Consider the following 20,453-nt stretch of genomic DNA (forward strand, 5'->3'; position numbering starts at 1 on the left):
GTGACAGGCCCGACGGCTCATTGGATCAGGTCGGTGTGCGGATGCTCGGGGGAGGTCGGGCAGACGTAGAGCTGCATGTTGTCGGCGCTGCCCACTTCGACCTGGGTCGGCTGCGAGGGGCGCCGGCCGGCGTGGGTGGCGTGGGCGGCGGCCTGGTCCTCGTGCGGTGCCCAGCTGCGTCCCTCATAGCCGCCCCATTCGAAGGAGGCGACGGTCAGCAGCGGGACCATCTGCACCTCGCAGACAGCGCAGTACCGGGGGTCGGGGTCGGTGCGGCCCCACGGAGGCCAGCCGCCGGCCTTCCAGCCGGGCGCGTCCGCCAGATGGACGTCGTAGAACTCCACCGGACGGTCCGCGTAGGAGCTGTCCACGTCGGCGCCGGCTGCCTGCCATCTGTTCCAGTCCCCCAGAGCCTGCCGCAGCTGCGGGCTCAGATCGAGGCTGTCGGGGTACTCGGTGATCGCTTCCGGTGCCAGCAGACACGGCTCGGGCACATAGCCCGGGTAGTTCGCCTCGTACGGTTCCGGCGGTGCGGCGAGGATGTCGACGACCTCGGCGGAGGACCGCCAGAACAGTGCGGTCGCCGGCTTGCAGTCCGGTTCGTGGTCGTAGGGGCACCACAGAACCTGGAGCAGATCGGCCTGGCCGGGTGGCCGCAGCAGGGGTATGTCACGCAGATACAGCTGGGCCACGGGCAGCATGGGGGCCGGGCAGTCCGCGGGCAACGGAGCGTCGGCGCCGAGTCGTTCCGCGAGCATCGCGGCGCTGCGCTCCTTGATCGCTTTCTCCTCGGGCGTCAGCTCAGGACCGCCGGGATCACGGTGCCACCGGGCCCGCATACGCCTCTCGAGCCGTACTTCGGCCGGCGACTGGCGCAACCCGCTGTCCAGGTGCAGATGCGAGGCTTCGCAGTGCGGCCACGGCTCCTCCACCGGCCACAGCAGCGGCCCCCCGACCGAACTCTCCCCGACCGAGGGCGACCCGGGACGGGGATGCAGCCGGATCGCAGGACGCGCCAACGGCGCCAGCTCGGGAAAGACCGCGGTCACGTCCACGGGCCGCGGCGGAGTAGTACGCACGAGAACCATGCCGGTGATCCTGCCACCAGCCACTGACAACCCCCGCCGCCTTGAAGGCCGTTCCGCAACGAGGTGGCCGAGGGGTGAAGGAGGCTCCGGCCTTCTGACCGCAGCCTTCGCGGCCCCGCGCAGTTGCTGAACCGACCGGGCGCGGCGGAAGAGCACGGGAACCACAGGCATAGATCGTCCACGGCCCGCGCGTCCTTGCGAGTGTTGAGAAACGGGAGGGCCCATGGACCCACAGGACCACGAGAGATTCCGGGACTTCGTCGACACCCGGTGGAGCACCCTGCTGCGCCTGGCGAACCTGCTCACCGGCGGCGACCGGCACGAGGCCGAGGACCTCGTGCAGATCGCCCTGATGAAGGCGCTGGGCCGCTGGCGGCACGTCGACGACCCGGAGAGCTATGTGCGCAAGGTGATGTACCGGCACCAGATCAGCCGCTGGCGACTGCGCCGCCCGCACCGCGAGGCGACGTTCGCCGTGCCGCCGGAATTCCTGGGCGTCGCCGACGGCATGTCCGCCGCCGACCTGCGCATCACCGTCGGCCAGGCGCTCACCCGGCTGACCCCGCGTCAGCGCACGATGCTCGTACTGCGCTACTTCGAGGACCTGTCCGAGACGGAAGTGGCGAGCGTCCTCGGCTGCACGGTCGGCACGGTGCGCAGCACCACCCATCGGTCGCTGGCCCGGCTGCGCAGCCTCGCGCCGGAGCTGGGCGGCCCCACCCGGCCCGCGGACCACGCGGCCGGCAGCAACGCACCGACACCGAAGGGGGCCCACACATGAACACCGATCAGCTGGACCGCGCGATCCGGGACGTCCTGCACAGCTGGACCCCCGAGAACCCCGGCGTTCCCGAGGGCGTCGCCGACCGCATCGTGCGCCGCCGCCGACGCCGTAGCCTCGTACGCGGCACGGGTGCGGCCCTGGCCCTGGCCGGCATCGCCTTCGGCGGAGTCCTTGCCGCCGGCGCCGGCGGCAGCAGCGACGACGGGCCGCGACCGCCCGCCGCGGGAGTGAGCGAGGACAGCGACCTGCTGTGGCGGACCACGCTGCCCGGCACGTCGTGGGACGCCTGCACCATCGGACCCGGCGCCGTCTACTGCCGGGGCGCGTCGTACGACGGCATCGGCGTGGACGTCCGCAACGGAAAGATCACCTGGCAGCGCGAGGCCGGGAAGGCCGACGGCGACCGCACCCCGGCGGGATCGCTGCCGGGGGTCCGCGACGGGGTGCTGTACACCTACGCCGACCACTCCCCGGGTGCGTCCATGGCCGGCACCGACCTGGTCGCCGTCGACGTCGACGCGCGGCGGGAGCTGTGGCGGCACAAACTGGCCGACGACAGCCGCGGCCGGTCCTCGGCCGTGCTGTTCGACGGCGGTGTCCTCGCCAACTCCCCGACCTTCAAGAGCGTGGTCGCCCTGGACGACGGCACAGGCCGGGCCCTGTGGTCGTACACGTGGAAGCAGGCGGACTGCGACCGGGCCGCGATCGGCGGCGTCCCCTACCTGATGTGCTCACCGGACAGCGAGAAGGCCCCGCAGCGCAGCACCGTCGTACGGCTGGACCCGGACACCGGCGCACCGCGGACGGTGGCGAGCGTCGAGGGACCGACGGCCTACCTGGGCACGGACGGCAAGGCCCTGCTGCTGGGTGCCACGGACGGCGAACCGAAGCGCCTCGGCGAGCCCGTGCCCGGCACCCTGATCCGCGTCGACCTCGGCTCGGGCAAGGTGTCGCGGCACCGCGTCGACGCTCTGCCGGGGGGAGCGGTGGCGGACGGGATCGTCCTGGGGTTCGACGGGAACGACCGCGCGGTCGCCCGTTCGGCGGAGGACGGCAGGCGCCTGTGGTCCCACGACCTCGGACTGGAGCTGCGCCCCGACGCACACATGCCCGACATGGCGGAACTGCCCTCCGAGGCCGCGGTGGACCTCGCGAGCCGGACGGCGTACTACGCCGATCCGTCCGGGAACCTCGTGGGCCTCGACCTGGACAGCGGTGAGGTGCGCTGGCGCGGCCGGGTGGAGCTGCCGGAGACCCCCGTGGAGAGCGGGATCGCCCCGGAGCTGATGGTCTACGAGCACGGCCTCGTCGGCCAGGTGGGCGGAGAGCTGTTCCGTATCCGGCCCGTGCTGCCCGAGTCGGTCTCGTAGCCCCGGCGCGGCGGAGCGGCTCCCGGCAGGCGAGGGCGATCACGGTCCGGTCGTCCTCGCCTGCCGGCCACCCTGGTGCGGCCGGCCCGGCTCCGTCGGTGCAGCGTCGGAGACCGGACGGTTCGCGATGCACGAGGGGAGGGCCGGGGCTCAGGGCGGGGTGGAGTCGCCGCGGCCGAGGCCCATCCTGTGGGGGCGTCCCTCCAGCAGGAGCAGGGCGAGTGCGGTGACCGGGTCGAGTGCGGGGTCGCTGTGCGTGTCGAAGACGCGGGCGCCGCCGCTGTTCCTGAACCGCTCGCGGACCCGCAGGACGGTGCGCTCTCCGGCGGTCACCGTGAAGAGGAGCCTGGGCCAGAGCCATTGGCGGTGGATGCGGTACTCCTGGGACCACAGCCGCACGGTGTTGCCCAGACGCTCGCCCACCTGCTGCCTCTGCAGCCTGTCGGCGTACAGCAGGGCCGACCCGCTGCTGAAGTCGACCTGCAGCCGGGGGTCGCCGCCGACCGACCGGTCCGAGCCGCGCCGGATGGCCTGCCGCCGGTAGCCGGCCTGTATCGAGACCACCGACGCCGATTCGCCGCTTATGCGCAGGGTCGTGGTCAGTCTGATCATCTCGGCCTGGCCCGGCCGCAGTTCGTCTGTCATGTCACGGGTGCCGTATTTCCGCCGGTGGACGGGGACTGTGCTTCGGTGCGGACGATACGGGACGCTCCCGCCGTCACTTCGGCGCCGGCCGGGCCGGCAGGATCCGGTCGGGTACGTCGGCGGCCCGCGCCTCACCGGTCGCGTACACCCGCAGGGTCTCGCCGGCCAGGACCACCTGGGGGTCGGTCCATGTCTCGTGGGGTCCTGGGACCAGGGTCCGGGTGGAACCGTGGACGGCGTCGTGGATCAGCACGGAGACGATCCTGGTGACCAGGATGCCCGGCCCGTACGACTGCCGGGGATGGCCGTCCGGCCCCTCCGCCTGCACCACCAGGAACCTGCCGCCGAGCCAGTGTCCGTAGGAGTCCAGGTCGGCCCCGGCGCCGACCGGGACACCGTCCACCCACAGCCGCACCACCGATGCCGCCACGTCGCGCCAGAACACCGCGCGATGCCGGTCCTCGCCCCCGCTGAACCGCACATGGACCTCGAAGCCGGGCCAGGAACCGTGGAATCCGCCGCAGGCGCCCTGGACCGGACCCTCACGCTCGCCGCGCGCGCCCTCCTCCGCGGCCGGCGGCGCAGCAGGATCCAGACGGCAGACCGACGGCTCGCGGCAGACACGGTCGATACGCCGTGTGCACCCGAACCCCGTCGCCGCGCAGTCGCGTGCGGACACGGCGGACAGCAGGGCGGCCAGGCGCTCCCCGTAGGCGTCCCGGCCGACCCGGCGTGTCTTGTCCGGCGCCTGCTGCCACCAGACGAGCAGTTCGGTTCCCGGCGGCGACTGCCGCAGCCATTCGCCCCACGCCTCGTCCCACACCGCTGACACCTCCTTGCGGGCTCCACGCGGCCCCGCCTTGCCGGGCGGGCTCCACGCGGCCCCGCCTTGCCGGAGACCCGTCACCGGTGCCACCCCACCGCGTCGATCGCGGGAGAAAGCCAGCGTTGCAGACGGACGTCGTGGCAGCGAACCGGTTTGCGTGGCCGGCTGCCACAGGCACCTGCGGCCGGATCGGTCGCGCAGCGCCCGCGAGGAGGTGTCAGGGCAGGACGACCTCATCCTGGTTCAGTACGCGGGGGTGGAAGTAGGCTGTCTGGATCTCGGAGTTGGAGTTGTTGCCGCGCAGCTGCTCGGACCACATCATGAACCATGCCCATCGGGTCTGGCTGTCCAGCAGTGCGGCGCTCGGCATTTTGCCCATTTCCGCGATGGCCATCGGCTTTGTGCCCGCGATGCTCCGCATCTGCTGGTAGTCGGCGGAGCTGGGGTGATTCTTGTACCAGACGTCCAGCGAGACGACGTCGACGTACTGGCTGCCCGGATAGTAATTGTTCCAGCCGCCTGCCGGATTGTCCTGCACGTTCCAGACCCAGATCAGATTGTCCAGCCCTTTTGTTCCGGCGAGATAGTCGCGGGTGATCTGGTAGAGGCGCGAACTGCCGTTCGCGCCCGGCCTGTTTCCCCACCAGTTCCACGACTCGTTCATTTCGTGCAGGGGCCGGAAAAGGACCGGGACGCCTGCGTCCTTGAGCTGCTGGAGGTAGGGGACGACCTCGTCGAGGCGACGCTTCCAGGCGTTGTTCAGGGCGCTGCCGGCGGTGGGTGTCTGCGAGAACTGCGCGTTGGAGATGTTCGACTTCACGCCGCCCTCGAACACGCAGGTGCTCCCGCCGGTCGGCGGGCAGACATACCAGGTCAGGGCGACGAGTGAGCCGCTCACCCACTCGGTCTTGGCCTGGTCGATCACGCGCTGGCGGTTGGCCACGTCGGCGGCGTCGAACATCAGGTCGCCGCCCCACAGGCCCGGGTACTGCCCTGTGACGTCCTTGACCTGCTGCGTGTACTGTCCGGGGGCGGAAGCGGGCTCTTTGTTGTGCCGGCCGGAGACGATGTGGTCACCGGAAATGGAACGCAGGTAGTTCAGCACATTCTGTTTGGGGGTCGAGGGGAAAGCCTGAGCGGGTTCGGTCGCGGGCCAGACCAATACCGCCGCAGCGACAGCAGCGACGGCCGCGACAAAGCTGACGCGGTAGCGGATCTTTTTCATGGGCATCCAGCCTTCATGGTCGAACGGAATTCGTCACGCCATAAAGGTGGCCGTCGCGGTGGCGGCAGTCAATGGAAAGTCCGCTTCCCGCAACGGACCCACCGAATCCTTTGCTTAACTTTTCCTGAACGCTGCCGAGAAAGTGGCCGCTTGTCCTTCCGTGCACTTTTTGGTGCCGCAGTGCGTCGACTGCGCTTTCGGTGGATCCGCATTACGGCGGACCGGCTTCCCGCAAGCCGGGACAGGAGGGCGTCACGGCCGGGCCACTGCACCGCGATGCGGCAATGGTTCTTGCCCACGGCGTTGCCGGGGGAGTCGGGGTCCTGCATCGTCTTCGCAGGCAGATGCCGTCGGCCCGGCGGCCGGAAGGTTGCGTGCCGCCTTGTGCCCGGGCGCCCGGTCACGTCGAGGGAACCGCCGGCACCGGCTTCGTCGTCTCAGTCATCCCAGCCGTCCACTGCTCCCGGTCGTTCATTCACCCTCATCCCGGCCATTGCCCGGTGACGACACGGAACAAGGTTCACGAGGTTCAGGGGAGGGTCATGGAATCCGGCAGACGTACAACGGAGTTGACCGCCGGGCAGGAAGCCGTCCTTCGTGAGGTGGCGAAGGACTGGGCGGCCGTCGACCGGGCGACGGGGCCGGGGGACCGCGCGGCCGCGGAGGACGGGGTCCGGGCCGCCTACCGGGCGTGCGGGCTGCCGCCGCCCCGGTTCATCGTCTGGCTCGGCTCCCCCTGGGCCGGTCTGATCGGGCAGGCGATGCTCCCCGGCCTGATCGCCTCCGTCGTGGGCGGCCGGCCCGCCCGGGTACGTGCCCGGTTCCGCCGGCGGATGCGACGGGAGCTGCTGCCCGGCCGACAGCGGATCCTGCGGCCCGAGATCTACGACCGGGCCCGGGCGCAGGTGTCCGAAGCAGTGGACGAACGGGTCATGGAACTGCTGCGGGAGCCGAGAACAGCGCTGAGCGGCTGGCGGTTCGTGGTCCATGCCCATGTGCAGGACCAGGTGAACGCTCAGCACCTCGGAGTCCTGGACAGCTGGGCCGACAGCGAGGGGTACATCGGCTCCGCCCGGTACGACTTCGACATGGTGCCCACCGTGCACGCGGAGCTGCTCGCGCAGGTCGCCGCGCAGGCGGGTGTCTCCCCGGTGCCGGAGGGGGCGCCGACGAGGCTGCCCGTGCGCTGGTGGCGAGGACATGCCCTGTCCGGCCTCGGCGTGATGCCGTACACGTGGGCCGACGCCATGGAACGCATCGGCGTGACCGGCATGGACGACGTCCACGGCGAGCAGCAGGTGGCCCGGCACGCCGGCTACTGGTGGGCCTTCCGTGACTACGCGGTCCTCACCCCCCGCCCCGATGTCTTCCTGCGGGACGCGCAAGGGCGCCTCCACTGCGCCGACGGGCCGGCCGCCGTATGGCCCGACGGCTGGGCCGTCCACTCCTGGCACGGCAGGAGGGTGCCCGCCTCCCTGATCGCGGGCCGCTGGGACACCGCCCGGATCCTGGCGGAGTCCAACGTCGAGGTGCGCCGCTGCGCGATCGAGAGGATGGGATGGCCCGAGTTCATCGTGGCGGCGGGTCTGAGCCAGGTCGGCCGCCGCGAGCCGGACCCGGGCAATCCCGGGCAATGGCTCAGCCTCTACGAACTGCCCCACGAACGTGGCCGTGTCCGGGTCCTGTTGTGCACGAACGCCTCGGTGGAACGTGACGGCACCCGCCGTCAGTACGGGCTCATCGTGCCCGCCGACACCCCGGACGCCACGACCGCCGCGGCGGGATTGCTCGGCCTCACCCGCGAGCAGTACCTCACCATCACCCGGGCCACATGAGGAGGGCTGCCGGAAGGGCTGCCGGGGGCTGCTTCATGTCCGCCACGACGCCCACGCACAGCAGGCCCCCCGACCACAAGCAGGCCCCCGGCCACAGCAGGCCGTACACCGGGACCGTACGCACCTCACAGGCCGGATCACCCCCGAACCCCACACCGTTCACGAACCGGAGGACCCATGACCGCGCAGCACCCCACACTCGGGCACGTCACCGCTCTCGCCGGTGTCGACGTCCTGGAGCACCTCGATCTGCAGGCCGCCATTCCCGTCTCCGCGGGGTTTCAGCGCCAGGGTGACATCGGGCTCATCCCGGTCGGTCTGATCGGGTACGAGCCGCCGAGGGGCGCGGGGCCCGTCCCCGCCGCCGGGACACCCCTGGTGTCCTCCGAGGAGGGCGGCAACACCCACCTGCTCGTGGCCGACGGCCCGGTCACCTGGGCGCCGAACAAGGGCGACGGCCCGGACGTGGGCTGCTTCACGGTTCACGAGGGCGCCACGGCCTACGTCCTGCACCCGGAGCACGGCGCCATGGGCCATGCTCCGGGGACCTACCTGGTACGCCGTCAGGTCGAGCTCGACGACCGGGTGGTCCTGGACTGACGGGAAGGCTCGGCCCCGGCGCCACTCGGGCGTCCGGCGCTTCGGCTGACGGGTGTCGTGGTGAAGGGCGGCGAGGCGGCGGCGTGCCGCTCCGGGCGTGGCCGTGTGCTCAGGGCCGGCTCTTGCCCGGGGCTTCCTCGCAGACGATCTCGTCGCGCGGGGTGTAGTGCGTGCGGAACGGTTCCCGCCTCACCTCTCGGCCGTCGTCGTGGAAGACCCGCTCCACGGTGACGTCGAATCCCTCCAGCGGGGTCTGGGGCACGCACTGCTCGGCGGTGTTCACCCTCGTCGACGGCTGCCGCACCTGGGTGCGCGGCCCCTTGACCGAGGTGATCTCGTCGTACTTCTTCGTGCCGAGGAGGGTGACGGTCACCGAGGTGTCGGTGGACTCGGCCTGGATGTACATGGCGTTGCCGGAGTCGTTGGTGAACCTCAGGTCGAGGCTGCCCCAGGCGACCGTGGCCTCACGGCCCTCGGGGTAGCGCTCGATGTAGAAGGAGTGGGCGCCGTGCTCGACCGGTTTGACGCCCGCGAAGAACATCGCGTTGAAGACGGTGGTGGCCACGGCGGAGACGCCGCCGCCGGGTGCCTTGGCGTACTTGTCGTCGTAGATCATGATGCCGTCGACGAAGCCGTTGGCCTCGGTGCGTTCGCCGACGGTCCGGTTGAAGCTCCAGGTCTCGTCCGGCATGACGAGGGAGCCGTTGATGAGGTCCACGGCCCGGCCGATGTTCTTCGTCCGGTAGGGGGCCGGTTCGAAGTTCACCGTGAAGCTGGACATCTTTTCCGTGAGTCCCAGCCGGGCCGCGTTCGCACGGGTCAGCTCCGGCTCGATCCGCCGAGCGGCGACCTCGCCGGTGCGGGCGGTGTCCGGCTTGGTGAGCAGGGGCAGGACGGCCTTGCCGAGAGCCTTGTCGGTGACCTCCACGGCGGGCCTGGCGTCGGCGGCCACCACGACCTTGTCGCCGTCGAGCGCCAGTCGGGCGTCGCGGGGCGTGGCGGGCAGGCCGTCAAGGGCGTCGGCCACCACCGGCGCGGTCCGCAGGCCCTTGCTGTCGAGCCGCGGCGTGAGCCTTCCGGTGTCGTCCGGCCGCACGGTCAGGTACTTGCTGAGCGTGGCCGGGGTGAGCGTGAACCGTTTGCCGTCCGCGGTGAGGGTGACCGGCGCCGACATCGCCGGCCGCGCGAAGTCGCGCACCGCCCGCCGCACCTCCTCCGCCGTGACCTTCGGCTCGGTCTCGTGCACGGGCAGCACCGTGACGTGGCCCGCTGAACCGTGCAGGAAGGGTGCGCGCAGCGAGCCGACCGCGGCGTCCACGTCCAGCGCGTATCCGCGGTGCGGAGCGACCTGCTCGATGCGGCCGTCGTCGAAGGAGACGGCGCCGTCGCGGACCTTCCGGTCGAGCGACTTCGCCAGCTTCCCGAGGGCGGCACGGGCCTTGTCCTCGTCGACGCGTACGACCGGTTCGATCTCACCGCCCGAGCGGAACAGCCCGCCGATCACGCCGATCGGATCGGCGTGGGTGGACACCGCTCGGTCGAGGGTCTCCCCGATGTCGAAGCCGACCCCCGCCTGCCGCGGATCGAGCGTGCCCGTGCGGTCGCCGACCTTCACCGCCAGCTCCCGCGGTCCGGCCTCCGCCAGATGCCGCTCCAGCTTCCGGGTGGCTTCCTCGCGGGTCAGGCCCCCGAGGTCCACGCCGAGCACTGTCGTCCCCGACTGGATCTCACCGCCGGTGAGCAGCAGCCCTGCCAGGTACAGGCCGCCGATGCCGACGGCCAGCGCACCGCCCGCCAGGGCGACGGGCGGGCGGGAGGCCGTGCGGAGGAGGGAGGGTATCGGAGGGCGCATGGGGCTCCTGAACGATCGACGTGACGTGCACCCGGGGTCACGGCACTGTGTGCGGGAACAGCCGCTCAGGCTACGTACAAAAATGAACCAAAGGTATAGCTCAGATCACATTGGGGCGTTTGCGGTCATCAGGGATCTTGAGGCTCCGGAGGAAGCGGCACCAGGGGGAGCGAGTGCTCCTCGGCGGGACGGTCACCACGGCCGCCCGGAACTCGCGGCCCGGGGCCCCTGTGCGGCTGGTGTCGCCGGAACTCGCGGCCCGGGGCTCCTGTGCGGCTGGTGTCGCCGGAACTCGCGGCCCGGGGCTCCTGCGCGGCTGGTGTCGCCGGGCCGGGGCGGACCGGGAGGGGGCCGGGTTCGGTGAGCAAGCCGGCGCCGAGCGCGGCGAGCTCCGGCGGCTGCGGCGGGAGAACGCGGAGAAGTGGTCCCTGAGCGCTTCCAGCGGCCGGCCGGGCGGCACGGGCATCCTCAGGGGCGCCCGCCCATGACACTGCGCAGCAGGTCGACGACGGGCTGCACCGGAACGGTCGTGTCGAAGGCGCGCTGGACGCCGAGGCCGATGCCGAGGCTGAGCAGGGTCAGCGCGGCGGTCTCGGCGGGCAGGGCGGGCGTGATGCCGAGTTCGTCCGCCTGTACCCGGATCAGATCCGCGAGCGTGTCCGTGACGGTACGCCGACGCCGGGCGAGCTGCTCGCACACCTGCCGGTCGCGGCGGTTGGCCGTGGCGAACTCGACCTCCAGCGAGGTCCACGAGCTGTCGCCGATGGTCTCGTCGGCCCAGCGGGCGAATCCCGCGATCCGGTCCTCGAAGCGGGGCGCGTCGCCCATCGCGGCGGCCAGCCGGGCCACCTGTTCCGCGGCGATGCGGTCGAGCACGGCCAGGCACAGCTCGTTCTTGGTGGCGAAGTTGGAGTAGACCGCTCCCTTCGAGTAGCCCGCTGCCTCGGCGACACGCTCCATCGACGTCGCCGTGAAGCCGTCGCTCAGGAAGAGCGTGTACGCGGTGTCGAGGACGTGTTCGCGGGTGCGGGCCTGGCTCTCGGCCCGGGTCAGTCTTGCCACCCCCGGAGGATACCGCTAGCTTTCGGATTCCATCGGAATCTCAATACCGGGAGAATCTATGGCGGGGTGTCGACGACGCGGGCTGGTCATCGGGTGCGGCGGCACCCTCGGCTTCGCGTGGGCGGTCGCGGCACTGGCCGCGGTCGAGGAGCAGCTCGACTGGGACGCCCGCACGGCAGAAGTGCTGGTGGGGACCTCGGCGGGGGCGGAGATCGTCTCCGCGCTCGGGTCCGGCCGGTCGGTCGCCGACCTCCTCGCGGCACTGGAGGGCCGCTCCGACGCGGACCCGCTGCTCCTGCGGCACGTGGCCACCCACCCGGGCACCCTGCCACCGGTTCCGTGGCCGGGACTGCCGGGCGCCGGGCTGGCTGCGGCGGCAGCGCGGGGCCGGGTCTCACCCGGGTCGGGGCTGCTGGGTCTCCTGCCGCGCGGCCGTGGGGACGCGCAGTGGCTGCGGGCCTTCGGCGCCGCCCTGGCGGACGGCCGCACATGGCTCGCCTCGTCACGTACGTGGCTGGTGGCGACCGACACGCGCTCCGGCGGAAGGGTCGCTTTCGGATCACCCGGCGCCCCGGCCGCCGACATCGGCAGCGCGATCGCCGCGTCGTGGGCGATCCCGGGTTGGTTCCCTCCCGTACGGATCGACGGGCGTGCCTACCTCGACGGCGGGACGGTGTCGCCGGCGTCGGCCGACCTCGTGGCCTGGCTCGGCCTGGACGAGGTCGTGATCGTCGCCCCGATGGCGACGTCCGGTGGCGCGCCCGCCACCGGGCTGAGCCGCCTGGAGCGCATCGGCAGGCGCTGGATGACCCGGACTCTCGACGCGGAGGAGCACCTGCTGCGGGCAGCGGGGACCCGCGTCGTCCGGATCGAGCCCGGCGCCGAGGAACTGGCCGTCATGGGCTTCAACTTCATGGATGTCGCCCGCCGCCCGGCCACCCTCGCCGTCTCCCTGCGCACCGCGCCCGACCGTGTCCGGCGAGCCGTCGACAGGAGCACCCAGGCATGAGCACCCATTTCGAGGTCATCGTCATCGGCGCCGGCATCTCCGGCGTCGGCGCGGGAGTCCGGTTGCGCGGGGCAGGCATCCGGGACTTCCTGATCATCGAGGCCGCCGACGACTTCGGCGGCACATGGCGGGCCAACACCTATCCGGGCTGCCAGTGCGATGTGCCCTCCCGGCTCTACAGCTACTCGTTCGCACCGAACCCGGACTGGACGAGGGTGTACGCGCATCAACCGGAGATCCTCGCCTACGTGAAAGGGGTCGCCGACCGGCACGGGCTGCGCGAGCACACCCGGTTCGGGGTGCGCATGACCGAGGCGCACTGGCAGCCCGGCGCGGCACGGTGGCGGATCAGCACCGATGCCGGCGAGTTCACCGCCCGGTTCCTGATCGCCGGTGCCGGGCCGTGGAACGAGCCCCTCGTCCCTGCTGTGCCGGGCCTTGCGGAGTTCCCCGGCGAGGTGTTCCACTCCGCGCGCTGGAACCACGACTACGACCTGCGCGGCAAGCGGGTCGCGGTGCTCGGCACCGGGGCGTCGGCCGTGCAGTTCGTCCCTGCCGTCGCCCCGCAGGTCGACCGGCTCCATCTGTTCCAGCGCACCGCCCAGTGGGTGCTGCCCAAGCCGGACCGTCGCATACCGGCGGCCGAGCGGTGGGCGATGCGTCACGCGCCCGGCGCCCGGGCCGCACTGGCCGCACTGGAGTACCGGGCCATGGAGACACTGGGCCGCGGATTCCGCAGGCCCTCACTGATGCGCGGCGTACAGGCCGTGGCACGCGCACACCTGCGCCGCACCGTCCGGGACCGTGAACTGCGCCGCAAGCTGACCCCCGACCACACCATCGGCTGCAAGCGCATCCTGTTCTCCAACCACTACTACCCGGCCCTGACCCGCCCGAATGTGGACGTGCACGCCTGCGCCGTCCGCACGGTCGACGGCACCACCGTGCTCGGCGCCGACGGCAGCAGCGCCGAAGTGGACGCGATCATCCTCGGCACGGGCTTCCACATCCTCGACATGCCCCTGTCGAACCTCCTCCACGACGGCGCCGGACGTTCCCTCGCCGACCACTGGCAGGGCTCCCCCGAGGCGTACCTCGGCACCGTCACCGCCGGGTTCCCCAACGCGTTCCTGCTTCTCGGTCCCGGCCTGGGCACCGGACACAGCTCCGCGTTCACCATCCTCGAAGCGCAGCTCGATCTGGTCTGCGGCGCGATCCGCTCAGCGCGCGCCGAGGGGTGGGCGTCGGTCGAGGTACGCCGCAAGGTGCAGAGCGCCTACAACACCGAACTGCAGGCCGCCCTCGCGGGCACGGTCTACAACACCGGCGGATGCCGGAGCTACTACCTCGACGCCAATGGCCGCAACAGCTTCAGCTGGCCATGGTCGACCAGCCGGCTCCGCACACGGGTGGCCCGCTTCGACGCCCGCGACTTCACCGTCGTACGCACCACCGACCGGCAGGGCCTCGGCACATGAGCTTCCCGCCGTCGGCATGCGCGGCGCCCCGCTCCCGGGCCGCTCGCGCGGGCTCGCGCCACCGGCCCCGTCACCTCGTCGTCCCTGCCGGACGCCGTTGCCGAACTCGGCCTGGTGTCTCGGTCTTCTCGCGCAGCAGCTCAAGCCGCCGTTCATCGACGGGTTCGGCCTCTCACGGAGACCGGGACAGGTTCGTCTCCTGCCCCGGTTCACGCAGCCGTTGTCCCGGCTCTCACCCTCAGACGGTTGTGCCGATCGCGGATGGCCTCCACCTGCTTGCGGTGGCCGGCGTTGGTGGCCACTCCCTCGGCGACGGTGACGGCCTCGGCGAAGGGGAAGCCGGCGCTGGGCACATGCCACCCGTGCTCCAGGTTCCAGGCGATCCCGCAGACGGCGTCGTGGATCCCACCGATGACCGGAGCCCTGGTGCTCGCCCGCCCGACAAGGCCGGTCACCCGGTCGAACTGTCCGGTGACCGTGTACAGGGCCGCCAGCGTGCGCAGCGCGTTCTGAGTCGGTGCGGACGGATCGACCGCCGCCGCGACCTGCTCGCACAGGCTGTCGAGATCGGTGGTGCCAAGGCTGTAGCCGACCAGCGCCCCGCGGGCACCGTCGGCCGGAGCGATCCTGCGCCAGCCGCGGCCCTGCTCCGGGGAGGCCAGCTCGCCGATGACGATGTCGAGGATCGGTGTGATGTCGGTCTGCCGGTGGAGGTTGCGGGCCATGCGCATGGCGGCGTGACGGACGGCCGGCTCTTCCTGGCCGAGGCCGGCGAAGAGCGAGAGCAGGCAGGGCACCGACAACGGGAGACGAAGGTCGATGCGGTGGACCTCGTACGGCGCCACTTGCCGGAGCCGCCGTACGAGGTCCGGATCGTCCGTGCGGCACGCGTGGATCAGCAGCGCCGCCGTGATGTGGCGGCGACTCTCCTCACGGAGATGGGCGGGCTCGGTCGGCTCGTTGACGAACGCCTGCCGGTCCCCGAGCAGGTCGGCCAGGTTTCCGGCGTCATCGGCGGTGATCGCGGCCCCGGCGTGCACCGCTCCGAGGACGCCGCGCGCCTGGTCACGCACATAGAGCGCGTTCGGGCCGCCGCAGCCTTCGAGCAGCAACTCCTCGGTGAACGCGTATTCGGCGGCAGGCGGGGAACTGGTCATCGCCCGACCTTATGGCACGCCCCTCAAGCCGGTCTTCCGTGGGCGCTGCTCAGACGCATGGCGTTTGATCGCCGGCCCCGGAGCCGCGGCCTGCCGACCGAAGAGCGCCGTGCGACGGGGAACCGTGACGATGCTCCGGTGCCGCCGCCACGTCGGTGGACCCTTCCCGGCGGCAGCGGTGCGGTTCGGGTGCTTGAGCTGCTCGACTACGATCATCGGGATGACCGATCTCTGGGAGCAGGATCTGACGGCGGCGTTCTCCGTGCTGCTCGGCAGGCCGGTGGACAGCTTCGATCCCGAAGCCGAGTACGACCTGTACTACATCAACAGTGCGGTCGACGACACATGGGTGTGGGCAACGCTCGATGACGCCGGTTCGCTGAGGCGGACATGGGGGCCGGGCGACGACGGCGACCGGCCCGCGCTGCTGCAGATCTGCCTCGCCCTCGACTGGAGCCTGGATCTCGCCCGGTCCGTCTTCGAGTTCGACTTCACCGGGGAATCGGCTCTCTCACGGGCGTTCGGCGCACGGCCCGATTCCAACCTGGTCGCCGAGGCATGCCGCACGGTCACCGGCGATGAGCTGGCCACCGTGCTCACCGAGCACGGCCTGGGTCCGGCCGACATCGTGTCCGGTGTCGAGGACGGCACGTTCACCGTCGGGGTGTCCTTCCGCGTCGCCACCGACGGCACCCTCCGGGACGCGCTGCTGACCGCGATCCGCGGGAAGCAGGGCCCCGATCGGCTGCGGCCCGGCCCTGACGAAACAGCGGTCCTGGGGCTGCCGTCGGTCCTGTTCGACGGCGAGCGGGAACTGCCGCCCGAGGCGGCGGCCGAGCGGGACCGCCTCCTCGCCCCGGTCCGTGACCCCCGGCTTCGTGCGCACATCTGGTCTCCGTACCTGGACCGGCCGTGGGACCGGCCCGGCATCTCCTCCGGAGGACCCGGCCGGCCCGGCACCACCCGTGTCGCAGCCTGGGACCTGGCCTACTTCGGCGAAGTCCGGCTCGCCGTCACACAGACGGAGGGGACGTTCTCGGAGGGCGTCCGATCCAGAGGATGAAGAGCGGTCCGCCCTGATCGAACGTCCTCTTGAGGACCTTGTCCGACCGTGAGCCGTCGGGGAGCGTGGCCAAGTGCAACACCGTGAGAAACTCCATGAACTGCTCCTGTGCGCCGGACTCACGGTCGTCGAGGACATGCGCCCGGGCAGCCTGTTCCCGCCGGAGGCCGGCTGGCGCATCGCGCGGGGGATCGCGGCGCCGGACGGCGCGGTCCGGGAAGCGCTCGATGACGCGTGGTGGCGACGTCTCGCAGATGCCGACGGCGAGTTCCTGGTGGCCGTCCTCGGCCATCGGATCGGTGGCAACGACTCCTGGTGGACCCGGGTCCGCTGCGCAGATGCCGGTGCGCCGGGGCTGTCCGGCGACCCCGGGTTCGTGGCGCTCTCTCTCGACGGACAGGTGTTTCTGGCGCAGGTGCCCGGTGCGGACGGGCCGCGGGTGACGGCTCTCGACCGGCTGCCGGAGCGGCTGGAGGCGGCGGCCGCGGCCGCCGGGCACGAGACGGAGGCCGAGCGCGCCGAGGCGTGGGCGGCGGTGCCCGGCCGGCACGCATGGCCCTTGCACTGGGCGGAGGGGATCGGGTTCAATCCGGCCGCGCCGGACGAGCTGCTGATCCGACTGCTGGATGTGGCGGAAGGCTTTCTGCACGGGTGCGACCGGCCTGCCGTCCTCGACGCCGCCGTTGCGCACCCCGATCCACGGGTGAGGGCGACGCCCGCCGACACCTTCCGGCCCAAGCTCACCTCCGATCAGTGGGTACGTCTGGTGCGTGCCGAGCCGTCGTCGGAGCGGCGTGTGCTCTGGGCCGAGCATGCCTGCATCTGGGGCGCCGAACTCCCCGAGGACCTGTACGACGACCTCCTCGCCGGTCCCTCCCGCGCCTCGGCCGCCGAACTCCCCGGGCTCCCCGCCCACCAGATCCCGGGCCTCGCGGCCGACACCGACCCCCGGGTGCGGACGGCTGCCTGCGCCCGGTGGGAGGATCTCGCCGCGCCACTGCGGGAGCGGCTGCTGGCCGACACCGACGAGGGAGTGCGTACGGCGGCGCTGCTCGCCCACCACAGCGATGTCCCCATGCCTCGCGAGGTCTTCACCGCGCTGCCCGCGCCCCGGCGCGCGCTCGAACGGTGCCGTCTCTCGCCCGGGCTGGAGGCGGAGCTGGTCCGGGACGGGGACGTGGAGGTACGCCGAGCGCTGGCCGCCAATCCGCAACTCGGCGCGCACAGCGTCACCGTGCTGGCGCAGGACCCGTGCGGCGACATCCGCTCGGCGGTGGCACTGCGGTCCGACCTCGGCGAGGAGCAGCGCGCCGCGGTGCGCCACGCATTCGACCCGGAGTCGAGGTCGCACGCTCTGCCCTGGGTCGAGGCTCTGCACGATGACGCCGACGCGATGCGCCGCCTCGCCGTCTCGTCCCACCCGCTCGTCCGCCGAAGCGTGGCCCGTGCCCGGCATCTTCCACCGGACGTCGTGGAGCGTCTGGCGCGGGACGAGGACCGCACGGTCCGCCTGTTCCTCGCCGAATCGTGCGACGACGCGCCGGCCGAGATGCTGCTGGAGGTCTGGCGCTGGTGGGACGGCAGCTTCACTCACCCCGGCCGCCCCCGCAGTCACCCCAACTTCCCCCGCACGGGCCTGCTGCGCCACGCAGGCGACCCCGATGGGCGGATGCGCCGCCTGGCCCTGGACGATCCGCAGTCCACGCCTGCCGACGTCGCACGTCTTGCCCGCGACCCGGAAGCAGAGGTGCGCCGCCGCGCGGCCGAGGACCCCCGGCTGTCACCGGCCGACGCGGTGCGGCTGCTGAACGACCCGGTGGACCACGTCCGCGGGGCCGCGATCCGTAGTCCGCGGCTGCCGGCCCGTGTCCTTGCCGGGCTGCTGCACGACCGCGACACGGCACACGAGGCGGTCACCAATCCGGCGATCCCGGTCCCCGTCCTGGAGCGCATCCTGGCCGCGGCCGCAGTGGCCGTGGCAGCCCGGCGCTGAACACCGCCGCCACCTCTGGGCTTCAGGTGCTTCGGTTCGAGGGGGACCTGCCGGACGGCGGTCGGGTCTCGTCGAGGCGGCGTCGGTCTTGTTCGTCCCATGTGCGGGTGTCGCGGGGCTGGGTGTAGGGCTCCTGGTCGGGCGGGTAGCCGCCTGCGACGGCCCGCTGTCGTGCGGTCTCGGCATCGAACTCCAGGCCCAGCAGGATCGCGATGTTGGTGATCCACAGCCAGATCAGGAAGACGATGACGCCGGCCATGGTGCCGTACGTCTTGTTGTACGAGGAGAAGTTGGCGACGTAGAGGGCGAAGCCGGCCGAGGCGATCATCCAGATCAGCAGCGCCAGGAAGCTGCCGGGAGTGATCCACCGGAAGCCCTTCACCTTGGCGTTCGGGCTCGCCCAGTACAGGAGGGCGATCATGCTGGTGACCAGCAGGATCAGGACGGGCCATTTGGCGATCGCCCATACGGTCAGTGCCGTGTCGCCCACCCCGAGCGTCTCCCCGACCTGGCGGGCGAAGCTGCCGGTGAACACCACGATCACCGCGCTGGCCACGGCCAGTACCAGCAGTACGACCGTCACCCCGAGCCGGACCGGCAGGATTTTCCACACCGGCCGCCCCTCGGGCATGTCGTAGACGGCGTTCGCGGAGCGGATGAAGGCCGCCACATAGCCGGACGCGGACCACACCGCGAGGACCAGGCCCACGATCGCCATGAGCGAGCCGGTGCCGGCATTGCCCTGCATCTGTTCCACGGCACGGGTGAGGATGTCGCGGGCCGGGCCGGGAGCGAGCTGCTGGATGTTCTCCAGCACCTTGTCCGTGGTCGACTTCCCGGTGATGCCCAGCAGGGAGACCAGCACCAGCAGCGCCGGGAACAGGGCCAGCACTCCGTAGTAGGTCAGCGCCGCCGCGCGGTCGGTCAGCTCGTCGTCCTTGAACTCACGCAGGCTCCCCCTGAGGACCGCTTTCCACGCGCCTTTGGGCAGTTCGGCCGGTGTGTCGGGCTCTCTGCGCTCGACCTCCGGTCCCGGACCGGCCTGGACCGGTTCCTCGTCGCCGACGTGCTGGCCATTACGTCCTGGAAGATGCAGTTTCACCATGAGCGCCGGGTACCCCGGCCCTGTGCAGCGTTACCAGCCCTCGCTTTGTCGATGTCGGTTCTCCGGAGCCCGGGCGTCCGCAGCCTCAGCTCCGGAGTGGGCGCGCGGTCCTTCGGGCCGTGGCGTTCACCGCCCTTGAATACGAAAGCGGCTTCAGGGAATCTCGTCTGCCATGAGGCTTATAGGCGGTTTGCGGCGCCTGGATCGGGCAGCTTCCCAAGCGGCGTCCTCCCGCATTCCGACCCGGATCGGTCTGGCGCTCTCGGCCGTCGAGGAGGCGGCGGAGAGCACGAAGCTGTGGTGGGGCGCCGCAGCCGGAATGGCGTGGCTGGGCGGGTGGCGCGGGCGCAGGGCGGCAGGGGCCGGCCTGGCGGCTCTGGCGGTCGCGCAGCTCATCTCGAACGGCCTGTGCAAACCGTTGGCCGATCGGCCACGTCCGCCGAAGGAATGGTTTCCCCACGACGAGGTCGACGACCGTCCCGGCTCGTCCTCCTTCCCTTCCGGGCACACCGCCGCGGCGGTGGCCTTCACCGCTGCCGTCGTACCCGTCTGGCCGGCGGCTGGAGCTCTGTGTGCAGTGCCGTCGGCGATGGTGGGGCTCGAGCGGGTGCAAAGCGGGGCCCACTACCCCAGTGATGTGGCCACCGGTGCCGCCGTCGGCCTGGCCGGTGCCTGGCTCGTCCGTCACGTACCGCGCCTGATCGTGCGTAACCGGCCCTGGCGGTGAGAAGCGCGCAGGCCGAGCATGTGACCGCCGGGTACGTTCGCCGCTCGCGCTCACCGGGCATCGCTGCTGCTTCGCGATTCGGCATGCGGATTCCGGTTTCACGTGCGCTGAGGCGGTGAACTGGGGTGGGGCGATCAGCGACCGCCGGAGACGGCAGGCATGCTGCTCGGCCGGATCCCGAGATCGTCCACGAGGGCTGCTGTCCGCAGACACGGCATGCGGCCCCGAACCCGCAACCACTGCTACAGACGGGAGGTGACGGCCGTGTCGAACACGCAGCCGCACTCTGCCACCACCAGCCCCGGAAGGGACCGCTCGGACCAGGATCCGGTGAGTGAGCTGGTCCAGCGGGCCTCGCAGCAGCTGGCCGAGCTGGTGCGCGGCGAGATGAGGCTGGCCCAGGCGGAGATGAAGGAGAAGGGGAGGCGTTACGGCAAGGGCGGCGGTCTGTTCGGCGGCGCCGCGCACGCCTTCCTGCTCGAACCGCTGCCGCCGTGCTCTTCGCGACGCTCCGCGACGGCATCTTCCAAAAAAGGAGCCGGGCCTCCTCGCAGCCTGGGCCACTTCCCGGGACGCCGGCGCCCCGTTCGAGCCGGCGCCTGCCGGGTACCCGCGCCGCCACGTTCCCTCTGAC

18 protein-coding genes are annotated in these 20,453 nt (G+C 71.6%); 10 read left to right on the forward strand and 8 right to left on the reverse strand.

The window, feature by feature from the left end; translation table 11 throughout:
• Positions 1-17: 17 nt before the first annotated feature.
• On the reverse strand, positions 18-1,088 hold the full coding sequence (locus ACIQGV_RS10575) for a hypothetical protein (RefSeq protein ID WP_402493025.1): 1,071 nt from the start codon (positions 1,086-1,088) through the stop codon (positions 18-20).
• A 223-nt stretch (positions 1,089-1,311) separates the two neighbouring features.
• Between ACIQGV_RS10575 and ACIQGV_RS10580 the strand changes: the two genes are divergently transcribed.
• Together ACIQGV_RS10580 and ACIQGV_RS10585 are read left to right on the forward strand one after the other, a co-directional pair.
• Positions 1,312-1,869, forward strand: a complete 558-nt coding sequence (locus tag ACIQGV_RS10580) for a SigE family RNA polymerase sigma factor (RefSeq protein WP_402493027.1) — start codon at positions 1,312-1,314, stop codon at positions 1,867-1,869.
• Positions 1,866-3,242 carry a PQQ-binding-like beta-propeller repeat protein gene (locus ACIQGV_RS10585; RefSeq protein ID WP_402493028.1) on the forward strand — a complete coding sequence of 459 codons (1,377 nt, stop codon included), beginning with the start codon at positions 1,866-1,868 and terminating at the stop codon, positions 3,240-3,242. The genes ACIQGV_RS10580 and ACIQGV_RS10585 overlap by 4 nt, the downstream gene beginning before the upstream one ends.
• A gap of 150 nt (positions 3,243-3,392) precedes the next feature.
• On the opposite strand, the gene ACIQGV_RS10590 is transcribed toward ACIQGV_RS10585, so the two are convergent.
• From ACIQGV_RS10590 to ACIQGV_RS10600, 3 genes are all read right to left on the reverse strand, one after another.
• Positions 3,393-3,887, reverse strand: a complete 495-nt coding sequence (locus ACIQGV_RS10590) for a hypothetical protein (protein WP_402493030.1) — start codon at positions 3,885-3,887, stop codon at positions 3,393-3,395.
• Positions 3,888-3,960: 73 nt separating this feature from the next.
• Positions 3,961-4,710 (reverse strand): hypothetical protein, encoded by a 750-nt coding sequence (locus ACIQGV_RS10595; protein WP_402493031.1) that lies wholly within the window; start codon positions 4,708-4,710, stop codon positions 3,961-3,963.
• A 220-nt stretch (positions 4,711-4,930) separates the two neighbouring features.
• Complete coding sequence (locus tag ACIQGV_RS10600) at positions 4,931-5,938, reverse strand: glycosyl hydrolase (RefSeq protein WP_402493033.1); 1,008 nt, start codon at positions 5,936-5,938, stop codon at positions 4,931-4,933.
• 542 nt (positions 5,939-6,480) lie between these two features.
• Here ACIQGV_RS10600 and ACIQGV_RS10605 point away from each other — a divergent pair.
• On the forward strand, positions 6,481-7,773 hold the full coding sequence (locus tag ACIQGV_RS10605; RefSeq protein WP_402493035.1) for a DUF6745 domain-containing protein: 1,293 nt from the start codon (positions 6,481-6,483) through the stop codon (positions 7,771-7,773).
• A gap of 177 nt (positions 7,774-7,950) precedes the next feature.
• Positions 7,951-8,373 carry a hypothetical protein gene (locus tag ACIQGV_RS10610; RefSeq protein ID WP_402493036.1) on the forward strand — a complete coding sequence of 141 codons (423 nt, stop codon included), beginning with the start codon at positions 7,951-7,953 and terminating at the stop codon, positions 8,371-8,373.
• A 109-nt stretch (positions 8,374-8,482) separates the two neighbouring features.
• Here ACIQGV_RS10610 and ACIQGV_RS10615 read toward each other — a convergent pair whose 3' ends face one another.
• Positions 8,483-10,225: a VanW family protein gene (locus ACIQGV_RS10615; RefSeq protein WP_402493037.1), complete on the reverse strand. Its 1,743-nt coding sequence runs from the start codon at positions 10,223-10,225 to the stop codon at positions 8,483-8,485.
• A 468-nt stretch (positions 10,226-10,693) separates the two neighbouring features.
• Entirely contained in the window at positions 10,694-11,287 is a 594-nt protein-coding gene (locus tag ACIQGV_RS10620; protein ID WP_402493038.1) for a TetR/AcrR family transcriptional regulator, read from the reverse strand.
• Positions 11,288-11,345: 58 nt separating this feature from the next.
• On the opposite strand from ACIQGV_RS10620, the gene ACIQGV_RS10625 reads away from it, so the two are divergent.
• Both ACIQGV_RS10625 and ACIQGV_RS10630 read left to right on the forward strand, forming a co-directional pair.
• Positions 11,346-12,296, forward strand: coding sequence for a patatin-like phospholipase family protein (locus ACIQGV_RS10625; protein ID WP_402493039.1), 951 nt, complete (start codon positions 11,346-11,348; stop codon positions 12,294-12,296).
• Complete coding sequence (locus ACIQGV_RS10630) at positions 12,293-13,774, forward strand: flavin-containing monooxygenase (RefSeq protein ID WP_402493041.1); 1,482 nt, start codon at positions 12,293-12,295, stop codon at positions 13,772-13,774. The genes ACIQGV_RS10625 and ACIQGV_RS10630 overlap by 4 nt, the downstream gene beginning before the upstream one ends.
• Positions 13,775-13,983: 209 nt before the next feature.
• Here the strand turns inward: ACIQGV_RS10630 and ACIQGV_RS10635 are convergent, their stop codons facing one another.
• Positions 13,984-14,931, reverse strand: coding sequence for a hypothetical protein (locus tag ACIQGV_RS10635; protein WP_402493042.1), 948 nt, complete (start codon positions 14,929-14,931; stop codon positions 13,984-13,986).
• A gap of 220 nt (positions 14,932-15,151) precedes the next feature.
• Here ACIQGV_RS10635 and ACIQGV_RS10640 point away from each other — a divergent pair, with 220 nt between their 5' ends.
• Both ACIQGV_RS10640 and ACIQGV_RS10645 read left to right on the forward strand, forming a co-directional pair.
• A complete protein-coding gene (locus ACIQGV_RS10640; protein WP_402493043.1) occupies positions 15,152-15,994 on the forward strand; it encodes a hypothetical protein in 843 nt (280 codons plus the stop codon).
• A 73-nt stretch (positions 15,995-16,067) separates the two neighbouring features.
• Positions 16,068-17,987 carry a hypothetical protein gene (locus ACIQGV_RS10645; protein ID WP_402493045.1) on the forward strand — a complete coding sequence of 640 codons (1,920 nt, stop codon included), beginning with the start codon at positions 16,068-16,070 and terminating at the stop codon, positions 17,985-17,987.
• Between the two features lie 22 nt (positions 17,988-18,009).
• Here ACIQGV_RS10645 and ACIQGV_RS10650 read toward each other — a convergent pair whose 3' ends face one another.
• A complete protein-coding gene (locus ACIQGV_RS10650) occupies positions 18,010-19,092 on the reverse strand; it encodes a YihY/virulence factor BrkB family protein (RefSeq protein ID WP_402493047.1) in 1,083 nt (360 codons plus the stop codon).
• 172 nt (positions 19,093-19,264) lie between these two features.
• On the opposite strand from ACIQGV_RS10650, the gene ACIQGV_RS10655 reads away from it, so the two are divergent.
• Both ACIQGV_RS10655 and ACIQGV_RS10660 read left to right on the forward strand, forming a co-directional pair.
• Complete coding sequence (locus tag ACIQGV_RS10655; RefSeq protein WP_402493049.1) at positions 19,265-19,819, forward strand: phosphatase PAP2 family protein; 555 nt, start codon at positions 19,265-19,267, stop codon at positions 19,817-19,819.
• 255 nt (positions 19,820-20,074) lie between these two features.
• A complete protein-coding gene (locus ACIQGV_RS10660) occupies positions 20,075-20,452 on the forward strand; it encodes a phage holin family protein (protein ID WP_402493050.1) in 378 nt (125 codons plus the stop codon).
• Position 20,453: the final 1 nt, after the last annotated feature.

The sequence above is a fragment of the Streptomyces sp. NPDC093094 genome, from assembly GCF_044754345.1.
Classification (GTDB): Bacteria; Actinomycetota; Actinomycetes; order Streptomycetales; family Streptomycetaceae; genus Streptomyces.

Bases quoted from the DNA above. Each gene is read 5' to 3' on its own strand.
- ACIQGV_RS10575 (WP_402493025.1), bottom strand. From the start codon at position 1,088: ATGGTTCTCGTGCGTACTACTCCGCCGCGGCCCGTGGACGTGACCGCG.
- ACIQGV_RS10580 (WP_402493027.1), top strand. From the start codon at position 1,312: ATGGACCCACAGGACCACGAGAGATTCCGGGACTTCGTCGACACCCGG.
- ACIQGV_RS10585 (WP_402493028.1), top strand. From the start codon at position 1,866: ATGAACACCGATCAGCTGGACCGCGCGATCCGGGACGTCCTGCACAGC.
- ACIQGV_RS10590 (WP_402493030.1), bottom strand. From the start codon at position 3,887: ATGACAGACGAACTGCGGCCGGGCCAGGCCGAGATGATCAGACTGACC.
- ACIQGV_RS10600 (WP_402493033.1), bottom strand. From the start codon at position 5,938: ATGAAAAAGATCCGCTACCGCGTCAGCTTTGTCGCGGCCGTCGCTGCT.
- ACIQGV_RS10605 (WP_402493035.1), top strand. From the start codon at position 6,481: ATGGAATCCGGCAGACGTACAACGGAGTTGACCGCCGGGCAGGAAGCC.
- ACIQGV_RS10610 (WP_402493036.1), top strand. From the start codon at position 7,951: ATGACCGCGCAGCACCCCACACTCGGGCACGTCACCGCTCTCGCCGGT.
- ACIQGV_RS10615 (WP_402493037.1), bottom strand. From the start codon at position 10,225: ATGCGCCCTCCGATACCCTCCCTCCTCCGCACGGCCTCCCGCCCGCCC.
- ACIQGV_RS10625 (WP_402493039.1), top strand. From the start codon at position 11,346: ATGGCGGGGTGTCGACGACGCGGGCTGGTCATCGGGTGCGGCGGCACC.
- ACIQGV_RS10630 (WP_402493041.1), top strand. From the start codon at position 12,293: ATGAGCACCCATTTCGAGGTCATCGTCATCGGCGCCGGCATCTCCGGC.
- ACIQGV_RS10635 (WP_402493042.1), bottom strand. From the start codon at position 14,931: ATGACCAGTTCCCCGCCTGCCGCCGAATACGCGTTCACCGAGGAGTTG.
- ACIQGV_RS10640 (WP_402493043.1), top strand. From the start codon at position 15,152: ATGACCGATCTCTGGGAGCAGGATCTGACGGCGGCGTTCTCCGTGCTG.
- ACIQGV_RS10650 (WP_402493047.1), bottom strand. From the start codon at position 19,092: ATGGTGAAACTGCATCTTCCAGGACGTAATGGCCAGCACGTCGGCGAC.
- ACIQGV_RS10655 (WP_402493049.1), top strand. From the start codon at position 19,265: ATGAGGCTTATAGGCGGTTTGCGGCGCCTGGATCGGGCAGCTTCCCAA.